The 15,364-nt window shown below is 65.7% G+C and carries 12 protein-coding genes; 4 read left to right on the top strand and 8 right to left on the bottom strand.

The window, feature by feature from the left end; all coding sequences use genetic code 11:
• Positions 1-15 precede the first annotated feature (15 nt).
• The 4 genes from fbcH to FNV92_RS27445 all read left to right on the top strand — a co-directional run bounded on the left by fbcH (position 16) and on the right by FNV92_RS27445 (position 5,836).
• Positions 16-2,079 carry a cytochrome b/c1 gene (gene fbcH, locus FNV92_RS27460; RefSeq protein ID WP_143843769.1) on the top strand — a complete coding sequence of 688 codons (2,064 nt, stop codon included), beginning with the start codon at positions 16-18 and terminating at the stop codon, positions 2,077-2,079.
• Between the two features lie 145 nt (positions 2,080-2,224).
• The gene (locus tag FNV92_RS27455; RefSeq protein WP_015687965.1) at positions 2,225-2,899 is read left to right on the top strand and encodes a dienelactone hydrolase family protein; all 675 of its coding nucleotides are present in this window, start codon (positions 2,225-2,227) and stop codon (positions 2,897-2,899) included.
• A 228-nt stretch (positions 2,900-3,127) separates the two neighbouring features.
• A complete protein-coding gene (locus FNV92_RS27450) occupies positions 3,128-5,293 on the top strand; it encodes an anthranilate synthase component I (protein WP_143843770.1) in 2,166 nt (721 codons plus the stop codon).
• Positions 5,294-5,302: 9 nt separating this feature from the next.
• Positions 5,303-5,836, top strand: coding sequence for an adenine phosphoribosyltransferase (locus FNV92_RS27445; protein WP_143843771.1), 534 nt, complete (start codon positions 5,303-5,305; stop codon positions 5,834-5,836).
• Positions 5,837-5,840: 4 nt separating this feature from the next.
• Here the strand turns inward: FNV92_RS27445 and FNV92_RS27440 are convergent, their stop codons facing one another.
• From FNV92_RS27440 to FNV92_RS27405, 8 genes are all read right to left on the bottom strand, one after another.
• Complete coding sequence (locus FNV92_RS27440) at positions 5,841-6,173, bottom strand: GIY-YIG nuclease family protein (protein WP_143843772.1); 333 nt, start codon at positions 6,171-6,173, stop codon at positions 5,841-5,843.
• Between the two features lie 86 nt (positions 6,174-6,259).
• A complete protein-coding gene (locus FNV92_RS27435) occupies positions 6,260-6,928 on the bottom strand; it encodes a hypothetical protein (protein ID WP_143843773.1) in 669 nt (222 codons plus the stop codon).
• A 61-nt stretch (positions 6,929-6,989) separates the two neighbouring features.
• Positions 6,990-7,739, bottom strand: a complete 750-nt coding sequence (locus FNV92_RS27430; RefSeq protein ID WP_015687960.1) for a P-loop NTPase family protein — start codon at positions 7,737-7,739, stop codon at positions 6,990-6,992.
• A 193-nt stretch (positions 7,740-7,932) separates the two neighbouring features.
• Positions 7,933-9,141 carry a M48 family metallopeptidase gene (locus tag FNV92_RS27425; protein ID WP_143843774.1) on the bottom strand — a complete coding sequence of 403 codons (1,209 nt, stop codon included), beginning with the start codon at positions 9,139-9,141 and terminating at the stop codon, positions 7,933-7,935.
• 32 nt (positions 9,142-9,173) lie between these two features.
• A complete protein-coding gene (locus FNV92_RS27420) occupies positions 9,174-9,734 on the bottom strand; it encodes a LemA family protein (RefSeq protein ID WP_015687958.1) in 561 nt (186 codons plus the stop codon).
• A gap of 138 nt (positions 9,735-9,872) precedes the next feature.
• A complete protein-coding gene (locus FNV92_RS27415) occupies positions 9,873-10,853 on the bottom strand; it encodes a small ribosomal subunit Rsm22 family protein (RefSeq protein WP_143843775.1) in 981 nt (326 codons plus the stop codon).
• Positions 10,854-10,984: 131 nt separating this feature from the next.
• Positions 10,985-14,449 (bottom strand): chromosome segregation protein SMC, encoded by a 3,465-nt coding sequence (gene smc, locus FNV92_RS27410; protein ID WP_015687956.1) that lies wholly within the window; start codon positions 14,447-14,449, stop codon positions 10,985-10,987.
• 217 nt (positions 14,450-14,666) lie between these two features.
• Positions 14,667-15,338 (bottom strand): DsbA family protein, encoded by a 672-nt coding sequence (locus FNV92_RS27405; RefSeq protein WP_015687955.1) that lies wholly within the window; start codon positions 15,336-15,338, stop codon positions 14,667-14,669.
• Positions 15,339-15,364 lie beyond the last annotated feature (26 nt).

Genomic DNA, 15,364 nt, shown 5'->3' with positions numbered 1-15,364 from the left:
CCTCAGGATCGCATCATGAGCGGACCATCCGACTACCAGCCGAGCAATCCGGCCCTGCAATGGCTCGAACGGCGCCTGCCGATCCTCGGCCTCATGCACTCTTCCTTCGTCGTCTATCCCACCCCGCGCAACCTGAACTACTGGTGGACCTTCGGCGCCATCCTCTCCTTCATGCTGGGGATGCAGATCCTGACCGGCGTGATCCTGGCGATGCACTACACGCCGCATGCCGATCTCGCCTTCAAGTCGGTCGAGCTGCTCGTCCGTGACGTCAATTACGGCTGGCTGCTGCGCAACATGCACGCCTGCGGCGCGTCGATGTTCTTCTTCGCGGTCTACATCCATATGCTGCGCGGCCTCTATTACGGCTCCTACAAGGAGCCGCGCGAGGTGTTGTGGATTCTCGGCGTCATCATCTACCTCCTGATGATGGCGACGGGCTTCATGGGCTACGTGCTGCCGTGGGGCCAGATGAGCTTCTGGGGCGCCACCGTCATCACCAATCTATTCTCCGCCATTCCCTATGTCGGCGAGAGCATCGTGACGCTGCTGTGGGGCGGCTATTCGGTCGGCAACCCGACGCTGAACCGCTTCTTCTCGCTGCACTACCTGCTGCCGTTCCTGATCGCGGGCGTCGTCGTGCTCCACGTCTGGGCGCTGCACGTCGCCGGCCAGAACAACCCTGACGGCGTCGAGCCGAAGACGGAAAAGGATACGGTTCCGTTCACGCCGCACGCCACCATCAAGGACGGATTCGGCGTTGCCTGCTTCCTTCTGCTCTACGCCTGGTTCATCTTCTACATGCCGAACTATCTCGGCGACGCCGACAACTACATTCCGGCGAACCCGGGCGTGACGCCGCCGCACATCGTGCCGGAATGGTATTACCTGCCGTTCTACGCGATCCTGCGCTCGATCCCGAACAAGCTCGCGGGCGTGATCGGGATGTTCTCGGCGATCATCATCCTGTGCTTCCTGCCCTGGCTCGATGCTGCCCGGACCCGGTCGTCGAAGTACCGTCCGCTGGCCAAGCAGTTCTTCTGGATCTTCGTCGCGGTCTGCATCCTGCTCGGCTATCTCGGCGCACAGCCGCCGGAAGGCATCTACGTGATCGCCGGCCGGATCCTCACGGTCTGCTACTTCGCCTACTTCCTGATCGTGCTGCCGCTGCTCTCGCGCATCGAGACGCCGCGGCCGGTGCCGAACTCGATCTCGGAGGCGATCCTGGCCAAGAGCGGCAAGGCGGTGGCTTCGATCGCCGTCGCGCTCGTTGCCGCCGGTGCGCTGTTCCTCGGCAGCCTCGGGGATGCCCGCGCCTCCGAAGGCAGCGACAAGCCGCCCGGCAATAAATGGTCCTTCTCGGGCCCGTTCGGCAAGTACGACCGCGGTGCGCTGCAGCGCGGACTGAAGGTCTACAAGGAAGTCTGCGCCAGCTGCCACGGCCTGTCCTACATCGCCTTCCGCAACCTCGCGGAAGACGGTGGCCCCGGCTATTCCGTGGCGCAGGCTGCGGCGTTCGCCTCCGAGTACAAGGTCAAGGACGGTCCGAACGATTCCGGTGACATGTTCGAGCGTCCGGGCCGGCCGGCGGACTACTTCCCCTCGCCATTCCCGAACGAGCAGGCGGCTCGTGCGGCGAACGGCGGCGCGGCGCCGCCCGACCTGTCGCTGATCACCAAGGCGCGCTCCTACGGCCGCGGCTTCCCGATGTTCATCGTCGACTTCTTCACCCAATACCAGGAGCAGGGCCCGGACTACGTCTCGGCGGTGCTCCAGGGCTTTGACGATCACGTGCCGGAGGGGGTGACCATTCCGGAGGGGTCCTACTACAACAAGTACTTCCCGGGCCACGCCATCAAGATGCCGAAGCCGCTCAGCGACGGCCAGGTGACCTATGACGACGGCTCGCCGACCACGGTCGCGCAATACGCCAAGGACGTCACCACGTTCCTGATGTGGACCGCCGAGCCCCACATGGAAGCGCGCAAGCGCCTCGGCTTCCAGGTCTTCATCTTCCTGATCATCTTCGCCGGCCTGATGTACTTCACCAAGAAGAAGGTCTGGGCCGACTCGCACTGAGCGGCGCAAGGCGAGAATTGAAAAGCCCCCGCAAGGGGGCTTTTTTGTTGCACACGCGTGTGTGTTGCCGAGTGCGATTGCCTATCGCGCTCCCAGCGGCCAAAATACCTTCAACCGCTTCCCCAGAAACTCATCGGAGGACACCATGGGAACCGCCATCACCTTCAAGCGCCCGGACGGCAAGGACGCGTCGGGCTATCTCGCCAACGCTGCGCGCGGCAATGCGCCGGGCGTGGTCGTGATCCAGGAATGGTGGGGCCTGTCGGACCAGATCAAGGGCCTGTGCGACCGCTTCGCGCTGGCCGGTTTCGATGCGCTGGCGCCCGATCTCTACAAGGGCAAGGTGGTGCCGTATCACGACACGGACGCCGCCGGCAAAGAGATGAACTCGCTCGACTTCATGGACGCCACTACGCAGACCGTGCGCGGTGCCACGCAATATCTGTCGCGCAACGGCGCCAAGGTCGGGCTGACCGGCTTTTGCCTCGGCGGCGCCGTCACCATCATCGGCGCCACAAAGATCCCGGAGCTTGCTGCCGGCGTGGTGTTCTACGGCATCCCGCCGGAGCAGGCGGCCAAGCCCGCCGACGTCAAGATCCCGCTCCAGGCCCATTTCGCCAACAAGGACGATTGGTGCACGCCGGAGCTGGTCAACGGCTTCGAGAAGGCGATGAAGGCCGCCGGCAAGTCGCTGGAGCTGTTCCGCTATGACGCCGAGCACGCCTTCGTCAACGAGCAGCGCCAGGCCGTCCACGACCGCGAAGCCGCCGAGCTCGCCTGGGGACGGGCGACGGAGTTTTTCCGGAAGCATCTGGGGTAAACGCCGAAAGCCGCGTGGGGCGGCCGCCCTTGACGCCGCCCCCTCGCCATGGTGAGTATCCGCCCATGAGCACCGCCGTCCGCCCAACCCGTCTTTGGTGGCGCACCTCCTAAAGAGGTGGCCGGTGCGATTTTCCTTTCCCAAATCGTCTGAGGTCGCCACGCAGTGCGGCGGCCTGATCGTTTGTCCTGTGTGGCGTTTCCTCGGCAAGTTTCGTAAGAGGACCACATGAACAGGACAGTCTTTGCGCTCCCGGCTCGAAGCGAATACGTGACCCGCGCAGGTCTCGCGATCACGCGCGTGGCGGAGCAGTTCACCGGCGGCGCCAACCGGCTCGACGACCTCGTCAGTCTGCTCGACCGCCGCCGCGGCGTGGTGCTGTCCTCCGGCACGACCGTGCCCGGCCGCTACGAGAGCTTCGACCTCGGCTTCTCCGATCCGCCGCTCAAGCTCGAAACGTCAGGCGTCAACTTCAAGCTGGAAGCGCTGAACGAGCGCGGGCAGGTGCTGATCGCCTTCCTCGCGGACGTGCTGCAAGAACCCTGCGTGGTGATTTCCGAGAAGACCGCCACGCATCTGTCGGGCCATATCATCCGCGGCGACGCGCCGGTCGAGGAGGATCAGCGCACCCGCCGCGCCAGCGTGATGTCGCTGGTGCGCGACATCGTCGCCGCCTTCTCGGCCAATGACGACGGGCTGCTCGGGCTGTTCGGCGCCTTCGCCTACGACCTCGTGTTCCAGATCGAGGATCTCGTGCAGAAGCGACCGCGCGAACAGGACCAGCGCGATATCGTGCTCTACGTGCCCGATCGCCTGCTGGCCTACGACCGCGCCACCGGCCGCGGCGTGGTGCTGACTTACGATTTCGCCTGGAAGGGCAAGTCCACCGCAGGCCTGCCGCACGAAACGGCCGAAAGCCCGTACCAGAAGACGCCGCGCCAGGGCTTTGCCGATCACGCGCCCGGCGAATATCAGGCCACGGTCGAGACCGCACGCGCGGCCTTCGCGCGCGGCGATCTGTTCGAGGCGGTGCCGGGCCAGCTCTTCGCCGAGCCCTGCGACCGCTCGCCTGCCGAAGTGTTCCAGCGGCTGTGCATCATCAACCCGTCCCCCTACGGCGCGCTGATGAATCTCGGCGAGGGCGAGTTTCTCGTCTCGGCTTCGCCCGAAATGTTCGTGCGCTCCGACGGGCGTCGCGTCGAGACCTGCCCGATCTCGGGCACGATCGCCCGCGGCACCGACGCGATCGGCGATGCCGAGCAGATACGCCAGCTCCTGAACTCGGAAAAGGACGAGTTCGAGCTCAACATGTGCACCGACGTCGACCGCAACGACAAGGCGCGCGTCTGCGTGCCCGGCACGATCAAGGTGCTGGCGCGCCGCCAGATCGAGACCTATTCGAAACTGTTCCACACCGTCGATCATGTCGAGGGCATGCTGCGTCCCGGATTCGACGCGCTCGACGCCTTCCTCACCCATGCCTGGGCCGTCACCGTGACCGGCGCGCCGAAGCTCTGGGCGATGCAGTTCGTCGAGGATCATGAACGTTCACCGCGGCGTTGGTATGCCGGCGCGATCGGCGCGGTGAATTTCGATGGCAGCATCAACACCGGCCTCACCATCCGCACCATCCGCATGAAGGACGGTCTCGCCGAGGTCCGCGTCGGCGCCACCTGCCTGTTTGACTCGGACCCCGCCGCGGAAGACCACGAATGCCAGGTCAAGGCCGCGGCGCTGTTCCAGGCGCTGCGCGGCGATCCGCCGAAGCCGCTGTCGGCTTTTGCGCCCGACGCCACGGGGTCGGGCAAGCGGGTGCTGCTGATCGACCACGACGACAGTTTCGTGCACATGCTCGCCGACTATTTCCGTCAGGTCGGCGCCAGCGTCACCGTCGTCAGGCATGTACATGCGCTCGACATGCTCAAGCAGAAGAGGTGGGACCTGCTGGTGCTGTCGCCCGGTCCCGGTCGCCCCGAGGATTTCGGGATCAAGAAAACCATCGACGCGGCGCTGGAGAACAAGCTGCCGGTGTTCGGCGTCTGCCTCGGCGTGCAGGCGATCGGCGAATATTTCGGCGGCGAGCTTGGGCAGCTCACGCATCCCGCCCACGGCCGGCCGTCACGGGTGCAGGTGCGCGGCGGGCGCTTGATGCGCAATTTGCCGAACGAGATCGTCATCGGCCGCTATCACTCGCTCTTCGTCGAGCGCGACAGCATGCCGGAGGTGTTGAGTGTCACCGCCAGCACCGAGGACGGCGTCGCCATGGCGCTGGAGCACAAGACCCTGCCGGTCGCCGGCGTGCAATTCCACCCGGAATCGCTGATGTCGCTCGGCAACGAGGTGGGCTTGCGTATCGTTGAGAATGCGTTCCGGCTCGATGCGCCGGCCAATTGAGAGGCACGAATGACCTTTGATCTGAAGGCGAGCGTCCGCACCATCCCCGACTATCCTAAGCCGGGGATCCAGTTCCGCGATATCACCACCTTGCTCGCGGACGCGCGCGCGTTCCGCCGCGCGGTGGACGAGCTCGTCAATCCCTGGGCCGGCAACAAGATCGACAAGGTCGCCGGCATGGAAGCGCGCGGCTTCATCATCGGCGGCGCGGTGGCGCACCAGCTCTCGGCCGGCTTCGTGCCGATCCGCAAGAAAGGCAAGCTGCCGCACACCACCGTGCGGATCGCCTATTCATTGGAGTACGGCATCGACGAGATGGAGATGCATGTCGACGCCATCGCGCCCGGCGAGCGCGTCATCCTGGTCGACGACCTCATCGCCACCGGCGGCACCGCGGAAGGCGCGGTGAAGCTGCTGCGCCAGATCGGCGCCAACGTCGTCGCGGCCTGCTTCATCATCGACCTGCCCGAGCTCGGCGGCGCAGCCAAACTGCGCGCCATGGACGTGCCGGTGCGCACGCTGATGACGTTCGAGGGGCACTGAGACGTCAGATCGCCTCGGCCTTCAGCTCGGCCCGCCAGTGCAGCATGCGCTCCTTCAGGAGCGCGTTCCTGACGTAGGGGCTCTCCTCGTCTCCCAGACGCTCACATTCGCCAAACGTCAGTCCCGCCTCGCCATGGGCGTTCCAGGCGGCCTGAAGGCTGCGGCAGGTGTGGTTGCCCTGGCGCAGCGAGAACCAGATGCGGTTCTGGATCGTTTCGAGGTTCGGCGCCTGGCCGACCCAGGCCTCGCTCGAGGCCGCGCAGCGGACGACGAAGATGCCCGCGATGGTCTTGCGCTCCTTGTAGGCGGCGATGGCTGCTTTCCGGTCGATGCTCACGGGGAAGACCTTGTTGAAGGACGCGATTGGCGTCCTCAATAGACGCGGCGTGGCGCGCAGTCAATAATATCCGGGTAAAATTATCACTACGACCTCTGCAGGATCAGGCTGAGCTCGAGTTCGCGGAAGGCGAGGTAGTTGCGCCGTATCCACTGGTGCAGCTCGGTCGAGGAGTCCTTCTCCTGGCGCAGATAGCCGGTGAAGGAGAAGTTCAGCCGGTCGATATAGGTCTTGAGGAAGCCAGGCAGCGCGGGCAGGCGGAACACCCGTCCGGCTGCCATCGCCGCCGGCAGCTCGCCGCGCACGATGTACTCGTTGTCCACCGTGATCAGGTTCATCCGCGGTATCCGGTCCCGCAGCATCTCATGGGCCCGAGCCGAGGCGCGGTCGGTGTCCGCCATGAACAGGATCATCGGCGCGACGTGACGGCGTGCCGCCTCCTTGAGCAGGCCGATCTCCTCAGTCATCTTGAAGAACTCGTCGAAGGCGTGGAAGCCGAGGTCGATCACTTTGGCAAGGCCATCATCGAGGATGACGCGGTCCATCAGCTGCATCTTGCCGAACGTGTCGATCACATCGGCCGTCTCGGTGACCTTGGGCAGGAAGTCGAGCAGCGACGGCTCCTTCAGATTGACATCGAAGGCCGCGACGTCGCCGTTCTTGAGCAGTAGAAACTCGGTCAGAAGCCGCGCCAGCAGCGTCTTGCCGACCTGCGGACGGGGCGAACAGATGATGTAGAGGGGCGTCGCGGGCATCGACAGCTATATCTGCGCGGATTCACCGCTCAATCCAGCCGCATCCACCCGGCTTGCGCAACTATTTTTCGCTGTTGCGGCCGGGCTTCGCACCGACGATGTCGGTCAGGTGGATCCGGTCGAATTCACTCCAGACGTTCGCAAGCCAGTGCCGGACATAACCGCGAAGCACGAACGAATAGTTCGCGGCCTCGTCGTGAATGCCCTTGTTGGCGACGAATTTCAGGAACGGGACGGAGGACACCTCGACCTGTTCATAGGCCATTTCGTTGAGCTTGGGGATGGTCAGCTCGGTCGCGTCCTTGATCCGGTTGAAATACGATTGGTAGGTTGCCTGGTCCCACTGGAAGAACTGGGTGTCGTTGATGAAGTTCTTCACCAGGAAATATTTCGCGCCGCCCATGAAGCCCGCGGTCTCGGCGATCTCGTCCAGCGAGGCGATCGAGGGGCCGAGGATGTGGAACACCGCGAAGGTGATCTGGCCGGCCTTGGCGGCGTCGAGGAAACCGATATCGCGTAGCGAGGCGAGCGCCGGCGAGAGCAGGCCGGCGCGGACGTCGATCACGGTGACCGACGGACTCGTCGCGTTGAGCGTGTCGAAGATCTTCATCTGATCGGCCGTCGTCGTCATGTCGACGATTTCGGTGATGTCGGGGTGGAAGCGCTTCAGGGTTCCGCGCGGCGACTCCGTGTCGAACGCGCGCGTCGGCACGTTGTTGGCGGAAAAATAATCGAGCAGGGTGCGCGATACCGTGGTCTTGCCGACCCCGCCCTTGTCCGCGCCCACCACAACCACTGCCGGCTTTGCCATTGCTGTCCCCTAACGCGCCCTCCGATCGCAGCTGCAATCGGCCGGGCCCCAAATCGATGTCCCGAGTCTGCTGTTGGGCGCGAACATGGCAGAAACAAGGGAGAATTCAAATCTCTGGCAGCCGGCTGCGGCAATTTCCGGAGTTTTTCCCAACCGTCGCAAAACCTGCCGCGCGCGGCGGTAAATCACGCGCTCAATGGCGGCCCCAGGGGCCCATCGGGTTGATAGGACTTCCCGCCGCAGTCCGGGCCGGGTTGGGTGCGGGGACGGGCGGCGGACTGGCCGAGCCGCCGGCATCGTTCCACGGTCCCTTCGCCGGCGGGGCGTCAGGCTGGTCGGCTTGCGGCTCCGGCTCGTCGGGTTCGTCCCCGGGCGGCGGCAGCGGACCGGGATCGCGGCCCCCGGCGAACTTGACCAGCGCGTCAACGCGGGATTGCACCGACGGATGGGTCGCGAACAAATCGGCAAAGCCCTCGCGCGGATTGTCGACGCACAGCTCCATCACCGCCGATGTCGCGCCCGGCAGCTCGCCGCGGTTCTCGATCTTGCGCAGCGCCGAGATCATGGCGTCGGGATCTTTCGTCAGCTCGACCGAGCCGGCGTCGGCGAGATATTCGCGCGATCGCGACAGCGCGAGCTTGACCACCTGCGACATCAGCCAGGCCACCACGATCAGCACGACCGCGATGATGATCACGATCACCGCGCCGCCACCGGAGTTCTTGCTGTCGCTGCTGGACGAGGACGATCGCGACGACGAGGAGGAGCCAGAGGACCACGAGCCGCCGGAACTCCAGCTGAAATTGGTGAACAGGCGGAAGAACAATTCGCCAAAGAAGCCGACCACGCCCGCGATGATGACGGCGACGACCATCAGCTGCACGTCGCCGTTCTTGATGTGGGTCAGCTCATGGCCTAGCACCGCCTCGATCTCCTTGTCATCAAGCGCTTCGAGGAGGCCGGTGGTGACGGTGATCGAATATTGCCGCGGGTTGAGGCCGGTCGCGAACGCGTTCAGCGCCGGGCTCTCCATGATCTTCAGCTTCGGCATGGTGATGCCGCGCGAGATGCAGAGATTTTCGAGCAGATTGTAGAGCCGCGGCTCCTCCTGCCGGGTGACGTCATGGCCGCCCGTGACGGCATCGATCATCGACTGGTGGAAGAAATAGGCGATCACGATCCAGACCGCCGCCACGATCGTCGCGACCGGCGCGGCGACTTTCAGGTCACTGAACGCACGGCTCAGATAGTAGGCAACGGTCTCGTTGCCGTCGATGACGACTTCGGCGACCAGCGCGCCGGCATAGACCAGCACGTAGACCAGCGCGAACAGGCCGGCGAGCAGCAGCATCGAACGGAACTTGTTCGAGGCGATGTGCGTGTAGAGACCATACGCGGCCATGACGCGATGCCCTGCCGGCCTATCGGCTCAAATCAGAACTTCACCTGCGGCGTCGCCTCGACCTCGGTGCGGCTGGCGCCGAGATCGAAGAAGTCCTTCTTGGTGAAACCGAACATGCCGGCGAACAACGCCGCGGGCATCTGCTGGATGCCGGTATTGTATTCCTGGACCGCGCTGTTGAAGAAGCGGCGGCTCGCCGCGATCTTGTTCTCGAGGTCGGAGAGCTCGCTGGCGAGCTGCTGGAAGTTGGCGTTGGCCTTGAGGTCGGGATAAGCCTCCGACAGCGCGATCAGCCGGCCGAGCGCGCCGGAGAGCTGGTTCTCGGCGGCGGAGACCTGCGCCGGGCCCTGCGCCGACATCGCCGAATTGCGCGCCTTGATGACGTCGTCGAGCGTGCCGCGCTCGTGCGAGGCATAACCCTTCACGGTCTCGACCAGGTTCGGGATCAGGTCGTGGCGCTGCTTGAGCTGCACGTCGATATCGGCAAAGGCCTGGCCCACGCGCTGGCCCAGCGCCACCAGGCGGTTGTAGGCGCTGAACGCCAGGAACACGAGGACGACGATGACGCCGAGAACGATCCAGCCGGTCGACATGGAGAACTCCTGAAGGGGGAAGAAGGCGGGCGCAGCCTAGACCAAATTGGCGCGGAGCGAGAGCCCCGGTGCAGGGGGAAGGTCAGATTTGGTCGGATTGGAAGCCATCCGAGTTCAAGGCAAAAGCGCCGGGCGAGGTTAACTTTCGGCAATGACGGCATCGCCCCAGCGCCAGCGGCGGGCACTGGCATAGGCGGCCTTGTCACGTCGCGGAATCCTGCCGAGCTCAACGCCGTGTTCGGTGCAGAGCTTGGCCGTGATCTCGGCCTTGCCGACATCCGGCGGTGCCAGCACACGCGAGGCGCGGCTCGCAGGCGCCGCGCGGGTCAGGGCGACATAGATGAAGCGCTCGTCCTCGAATGGCACGTCGGCGCCCTTGATCTGGCGATGAGCCTGGGAGCGCGGCAGGCGCTGGCTGAAATGGCACCAGTCGGGCGGGGTGAGCGGGCAGGGTTTTTCGTGTGGGCACGGCGCGGCGACGTGGGCGCCGGCTGCGATCAGTTGCTGGCGCAGCGCGAGGATGCGGGCGTAGCCTGCGGGCGTGCCGGGCTCGATCACGATCAGCGCGTGGCGTGCCTTGGCCCACATGGCCTCCGCGAGCTTGCGCTGATCAACTTCACTGAGTTCGCCGATGATGTAGCTTGCAACGACCAGATCGGCCTGCAAGACCTCGGCGAGGTTGCCGCCGGCATCGCCCGGCAGGTAGCGGCACTCTGCCAGGCGCGTGCTGTCGCGGGCGAGTTCGAGCGCGAGCCGGCTGAGCGTGGCGTTGGCATCGAGCAGCGTGAAATCCTGCAGCGACGGAAAGGCCTCAGCGGCAGCCCAGCTTGCCGTGCCGGGGCCTGCGCCGACGTCGAGCAGTGTTTTCGGGGCAAGGTCCGGTGCAATCTCGGTCAGTGCATTGAGGCTTGCGGCTACCGCCGCGTAGGTCGCAGGCATCCGTGCAAGCGCATAGGCGAGCGCATCGGCCTCCGACTTGATGGTGCCGGAGCCGCCGCCAGCCCGATAGGTGGTCGAGATCTTCTGCGAGCGCTGTGCCGCGTCGGTGCGCGAGAAGCCCTGAAGCTTGCCGTCGAGGGCCGCTTTCAGTTCAGGTGGAAGTGTGGGCGAGATCATCATCCGCTGTCATGCCCCGCGAAGGCGGGGCATCCAGGACTCCGAGATAGGGCCGTCAAACCGAGAGGGGGCGGCATACTGGATCATCCGCCTTCGCGGATGATGATGTCGATGGTTTCGGGACGACCCCGGCCTCACGCCACGTTCTGGTCGAGAATGTCTACCGCCTCTGACAGGCTCACCGACACGAGCTGCGAGACGCCGCGCTCGGCCATGGTGACGCCGAACAGCCGGTTCATCCGCGCCATCGTGATCGGGTTGTGCGTGATGATGATGAAGCGCGTGTCGGTCGAGCTGGTCATCTCGTGCAGGAGGTTGCAGTACCGTTCGACGTTGTGGTCGTCGAGCGGCGCGTCGACTTCGTCCAGCACGCAGATCGGCGAAGGGTTGGTGAGGAACACCGCGAAGATCAGCGCCATCGCGGTCAGCGCCTGCTCACCGCCCGAGAGCAGCGACAGCGTCTGCGGCTTCTTGCCGGGCGGCTTGGCGATGATCTCCAGACCGGCTTCCAGCGGGTCGTCGCTCTCGATCAAATGCAGTGCCGCTTCGCCGCCGCCGAACAGCTCCACGAACAAGCGCTTGAAGTGGTTGTTGACGACCTCGAACGAGGTCAGCAGGCGCTCGCGCGCCTCCTTGTTGAGGCTCTGGATGCCCTGGCGCAGCCGCTTGATGGCTTCAACCAGATCGTCACGTTCGGTAACCAGACTGGTGTGCTGGGTCTCGACCTCGCGCAGCTCTTCCTCGGCGCGCAGGTTGACTGCGCCGAGGCGCTCGCGGTCGCGGCGCATCTTTTCGAGGTCTTCCTCGATGTCGTGCAGCGGCGGCAGCTCCGCGCCGGGCTCGATCTCGGCAAGGCCGGCGACGGCCTGCGGCTCGACCTCCAGCATGTCGCGAATCTCGCGCTCGATATCCTCGAGCCGACGCCGCGCGCTTTCCATGCGCTCCTCGGCGCGGGCCGTGGCTTCGCGGGAGGCGGAGAGCGCTTCCAGCGTCAGCTTGGCGACGCGATCGGTCTCCGCCATCGCGGCTTCCGCGGTGGCGAGCGCGTCGGCGGCCATGCGGCGGTCGTTCTCGGCGTATTCGATCTCGGTGATCAACGCGCTACGCTTCTCGGCAAATACCTGCGGCGCATTTTCGAGATCGCTGCGCTCGATCGAGACCTCGGTGATGCGGGTCTGGATGGTGTCGATGTGGGAGGCCGCGCTCTCCTTGCGGTTCTGCCACTCGGTGCGTTCGGCGAGGATCGCCTGCACGCGGCGGTCGGCAAGCTCGGCCTCGCGCGCCAGCGCCTGCGCCTCGGCGCGGACCTGGGCGGCCATGCGGCGGTGGCCCTCGATGTCGCTGCGGACGGCGGCAAGACGGGTCTCGGTATCCTCGCTCGACGGCAGCTCGGTGATGCCGGCCTCGGCGTACTCGTACGCGGCCTCCGCTTCGGCGCGGTCGGCGGCGAGACGGCTGTGAGCTTCCGACAGCGTTGCCTTGCGTGCGGCGCGACGGCTGATCTCGCGCTCGGCGGTGGCATGGCGCTCGCGCGCGACGTTCAGTTCGCGTTGCGCGGCGCGCCAGGCTTCACGCGAGGCGGCTTCGGTGCTGGCCGCCATCTGCAGCTCGGCTTCGGCATTCTCCAGCGCCTGACGCTTGATCTGCGCATCGATGCGGGCCTGCTCCAGCTCGTTCTCGATGTCGACGAGGCGGGCGCGCTCGGCAAGCCGCCGTGCAGCGCCGGTCGGGGCGTGGGCGGCGGCGACAAAGCCGTCCCAGCGCCAGACGTCGCCCTCGGGTGAGACCAGCCGCTGGCCGGTCTTGAGCTGCGAGACCAGCTCGGCACCGCGCTCGCGCGGCACTACGCCGATCTGCGCCAGACGGCGGGCCAGCTCGGTCGGCGCCTGCACATGGTTGGCGAGCGGCACGACGCCTTCGGGAAGCTCCGGATCGCCCTCGGTGACGCCGGCATTGGTCCAGCGCATCGGCGCCGACGGATCGACCGGCGCGTCGAGATCGTCACCGAGCGCGGCGCCGATCGCCTTCTCAAAACCCTTGTCGACAGTGATGCCGTCGATGATCGGCGGCCACAGGTTCTTGGTTTCGCCGTTGACGATCTTGGAGATCGTGCGCGCCTCGGTGTCGAGCCGCTGCACGCGCTTGTCGGCTTCGACAAGCGGCGAGCGCGAGGATTCCAGGGTCTGGCGGGCGGCGAGATGCGCCGCTTCGCTCGCCTGCGCGGCGGCTTCCGAAGCAGCCAGCGTCTGTTCGGCGGTCTCGACAGTCGCGGTCAGCTCGTCGAGATCGCCGAACCCGCCGGTTTCATCCGCGAGCTTCTGCTCTTCGGCCGCGACGTTCGAAATTTCCTGGTCGAGCCGGGCGAGCTTGTCGCGGTGGGTACGGACATTGGCCTCGAGCTGGTTGCGCTTGGCGGTGAGGTCGGCGAGTGCGGTGGTCAGCTCGGCGAACTGCTGCTCGGTCTCGGTCAGCGTCGCCTCGGCTTCCGCGACGCGCTCGTCGACGCCGGAGCGCTTCTCGACGCGCGACTTGATCTCTTCCTTCAACTCGGCGTCTTCGGCGTCGAGCCGCTGCAGCGCGACGTCGGCGTCCATGGTCTGCTGCTGGGCGCGCGAGATGTCGCCTTCGAACTGCGCCAGGCGGCGCTCGAGCTCGGCCACGCGTTCCTTGGCGCGCTCTTCCTCGCGATCGAGCAGCTCGCGCGCATTGGTCAGGCGCTGCAGCCCGGCCGCGGCGCGCGCCTCGGCATCGCGCAGCGCCGGCATCTCGGTGGCTCGGATGGCCTGGATGCGGGCCGCCTCGGCCTGGTGCTGGGTGCGCTCGGCCATCTCGCGCACGGCGAGATCGTGGGTCTGGCCGGATTCGCTGACGTCGGCATGGGCGCCGATCCAGCGCAGGTGGAACAGGGTGGCTTCGGCCTTGCGGACCTTGGCCGCGACCTCGCGATAGCGCACGGCCTGGCGGGCCTGCTTTTTCAGGCCTTCCATTTGCCCCGCGAGCTGGCCGATCACGTCCTCGACGCGGGTGAGGTTGGTTTCGGCGGCCTTGAGCCGCAGCTCGGCCTCGTGGCGGCGGGCGTGCAGGCCGGCGACGCCGGCGGCGTCTTCCAGCACGCGGCGGCGCTGCTCGGGCTTGGCCTGGATGATCTCGCCGATCTTGCCCTGGTGGACGAGGGCCGGCGAGCGCGCGCCGGTGGCGGCGTCGGCGAACAGGATCTGCACGTCGCGGGCGCGCACGTCGCGGCCGTTGATGCGATAGACCGAGCCGGCCTCGCGCTCGATGCGGCGGGAGATTTCCAGGAGCTGGCTGTCGTTCATCGCCGCCGGCGCGGTACGATCGGAATTGTCGATCGTCATCGTCACTTCGGCGTGGTTGCGCGCGGGACGGTTGCCGGAGCCGGCGAAGATCACCGCGTCCATGTCGGCGGCACGCAGCGACTTGTACGAGGTCTCGCCCATCGCCCAGCGCAGCGCTTCGACGAGATTCGACTTGCCGCAGCCGTTGGGGCCGACCACGCCGGTCAGGCCGGGCTCGATGACGAAGTCGGTGGCCTCAACGAAGGACTTGAAGCCGTGAAGGCGCAGGCGGGTGATTTTCATAAGCACGCATCTCTGTTGGCAGGCGCGAATCCCCCTGCCGGGACAATACCATGGAAGGCAATGTCGATATCCGGGCGAGTCGCGCGAGGCGCCTCATGCGGCTGGACAATGGCCGCGGTGCGTCGCGAGGGCAACCGGCGAAAGCCGCTTTTCCCAAGGGATTTATGACAGGAAAGATACGGCTTTCGAGATGCGAATCTGAATCTTGACGAGCGAATCAGCTCTTCAGCAGCGGATTGATCTTCTTGGCGAATTCCTCGAACGAGGTCTCGCCCTTGATCTTCTCGCCGTTGATGAAGAAGGTCGGCGTCGAATCCACTTTCAGCACGTCGCTGGCATATTTCTGGTCGGCGGCGATCTTGTCGAGCAGCGCCTGGTCCTTCAGGCAGGCCTCGACCTGGCTCTGGGTGAGGCCGGCCTGCTTGCCGATCCGGGTCAGGGTCTCGGTGGTGTTCTTCAGCACCCAGTCGTTCTGCTGGCGGAACAGCATGTCGGTGACGGCAAAGTATTTCGGCGCGTCGTCCTTGGCGATGCAGCGCGACAGCATCGAGCCGGCAGCGGCTTTGATGTCGAGCGGGAACTCGCGGAAGATGTAACGCACCTTGCCGGTGTCGATGTATTCCGACTTGATCTTGGGGAACACCTGCTCGTTGAAGGCCGCGCAATGCGGGCAGGTCATCGAGGCGTATTCGGTGATGGTGACCGCGGCGTCCTTCGGGCCGAGCGCCATGTCGGGCAGCGAGACGGGCTTGGCCACATCGCCGGCGGCCTGCGCCATGGCTTCAGGGATCATGGCTTCGGAGACGAACCGCAGCGGCGACAGTCCGGCGAGCGCGGCAAGCCCGGTCAGCGACAGCATCGTGTTGAAGGCGCGGCGGGTGATGATCAAGGTCGGCTCCCGGATTGGCGTGGTCT

The organism is Bradyrhizobium cosmicum (assembly GCF_007290395.2).
GTDB classification, from domain to species: domain Bacteria; phylum Pseudomonadota; class Alphaproteobacteria; order Rhizobiales; family Xanthobacteraceae; genus Bradyrhizobium; species Bradyrhizobium cosmicum.
The sequence above is the reverse complement of the archived record's forward strand: the minus strand, read 5'-3'. Positions and strand labels throughout refer to the sequence as shown.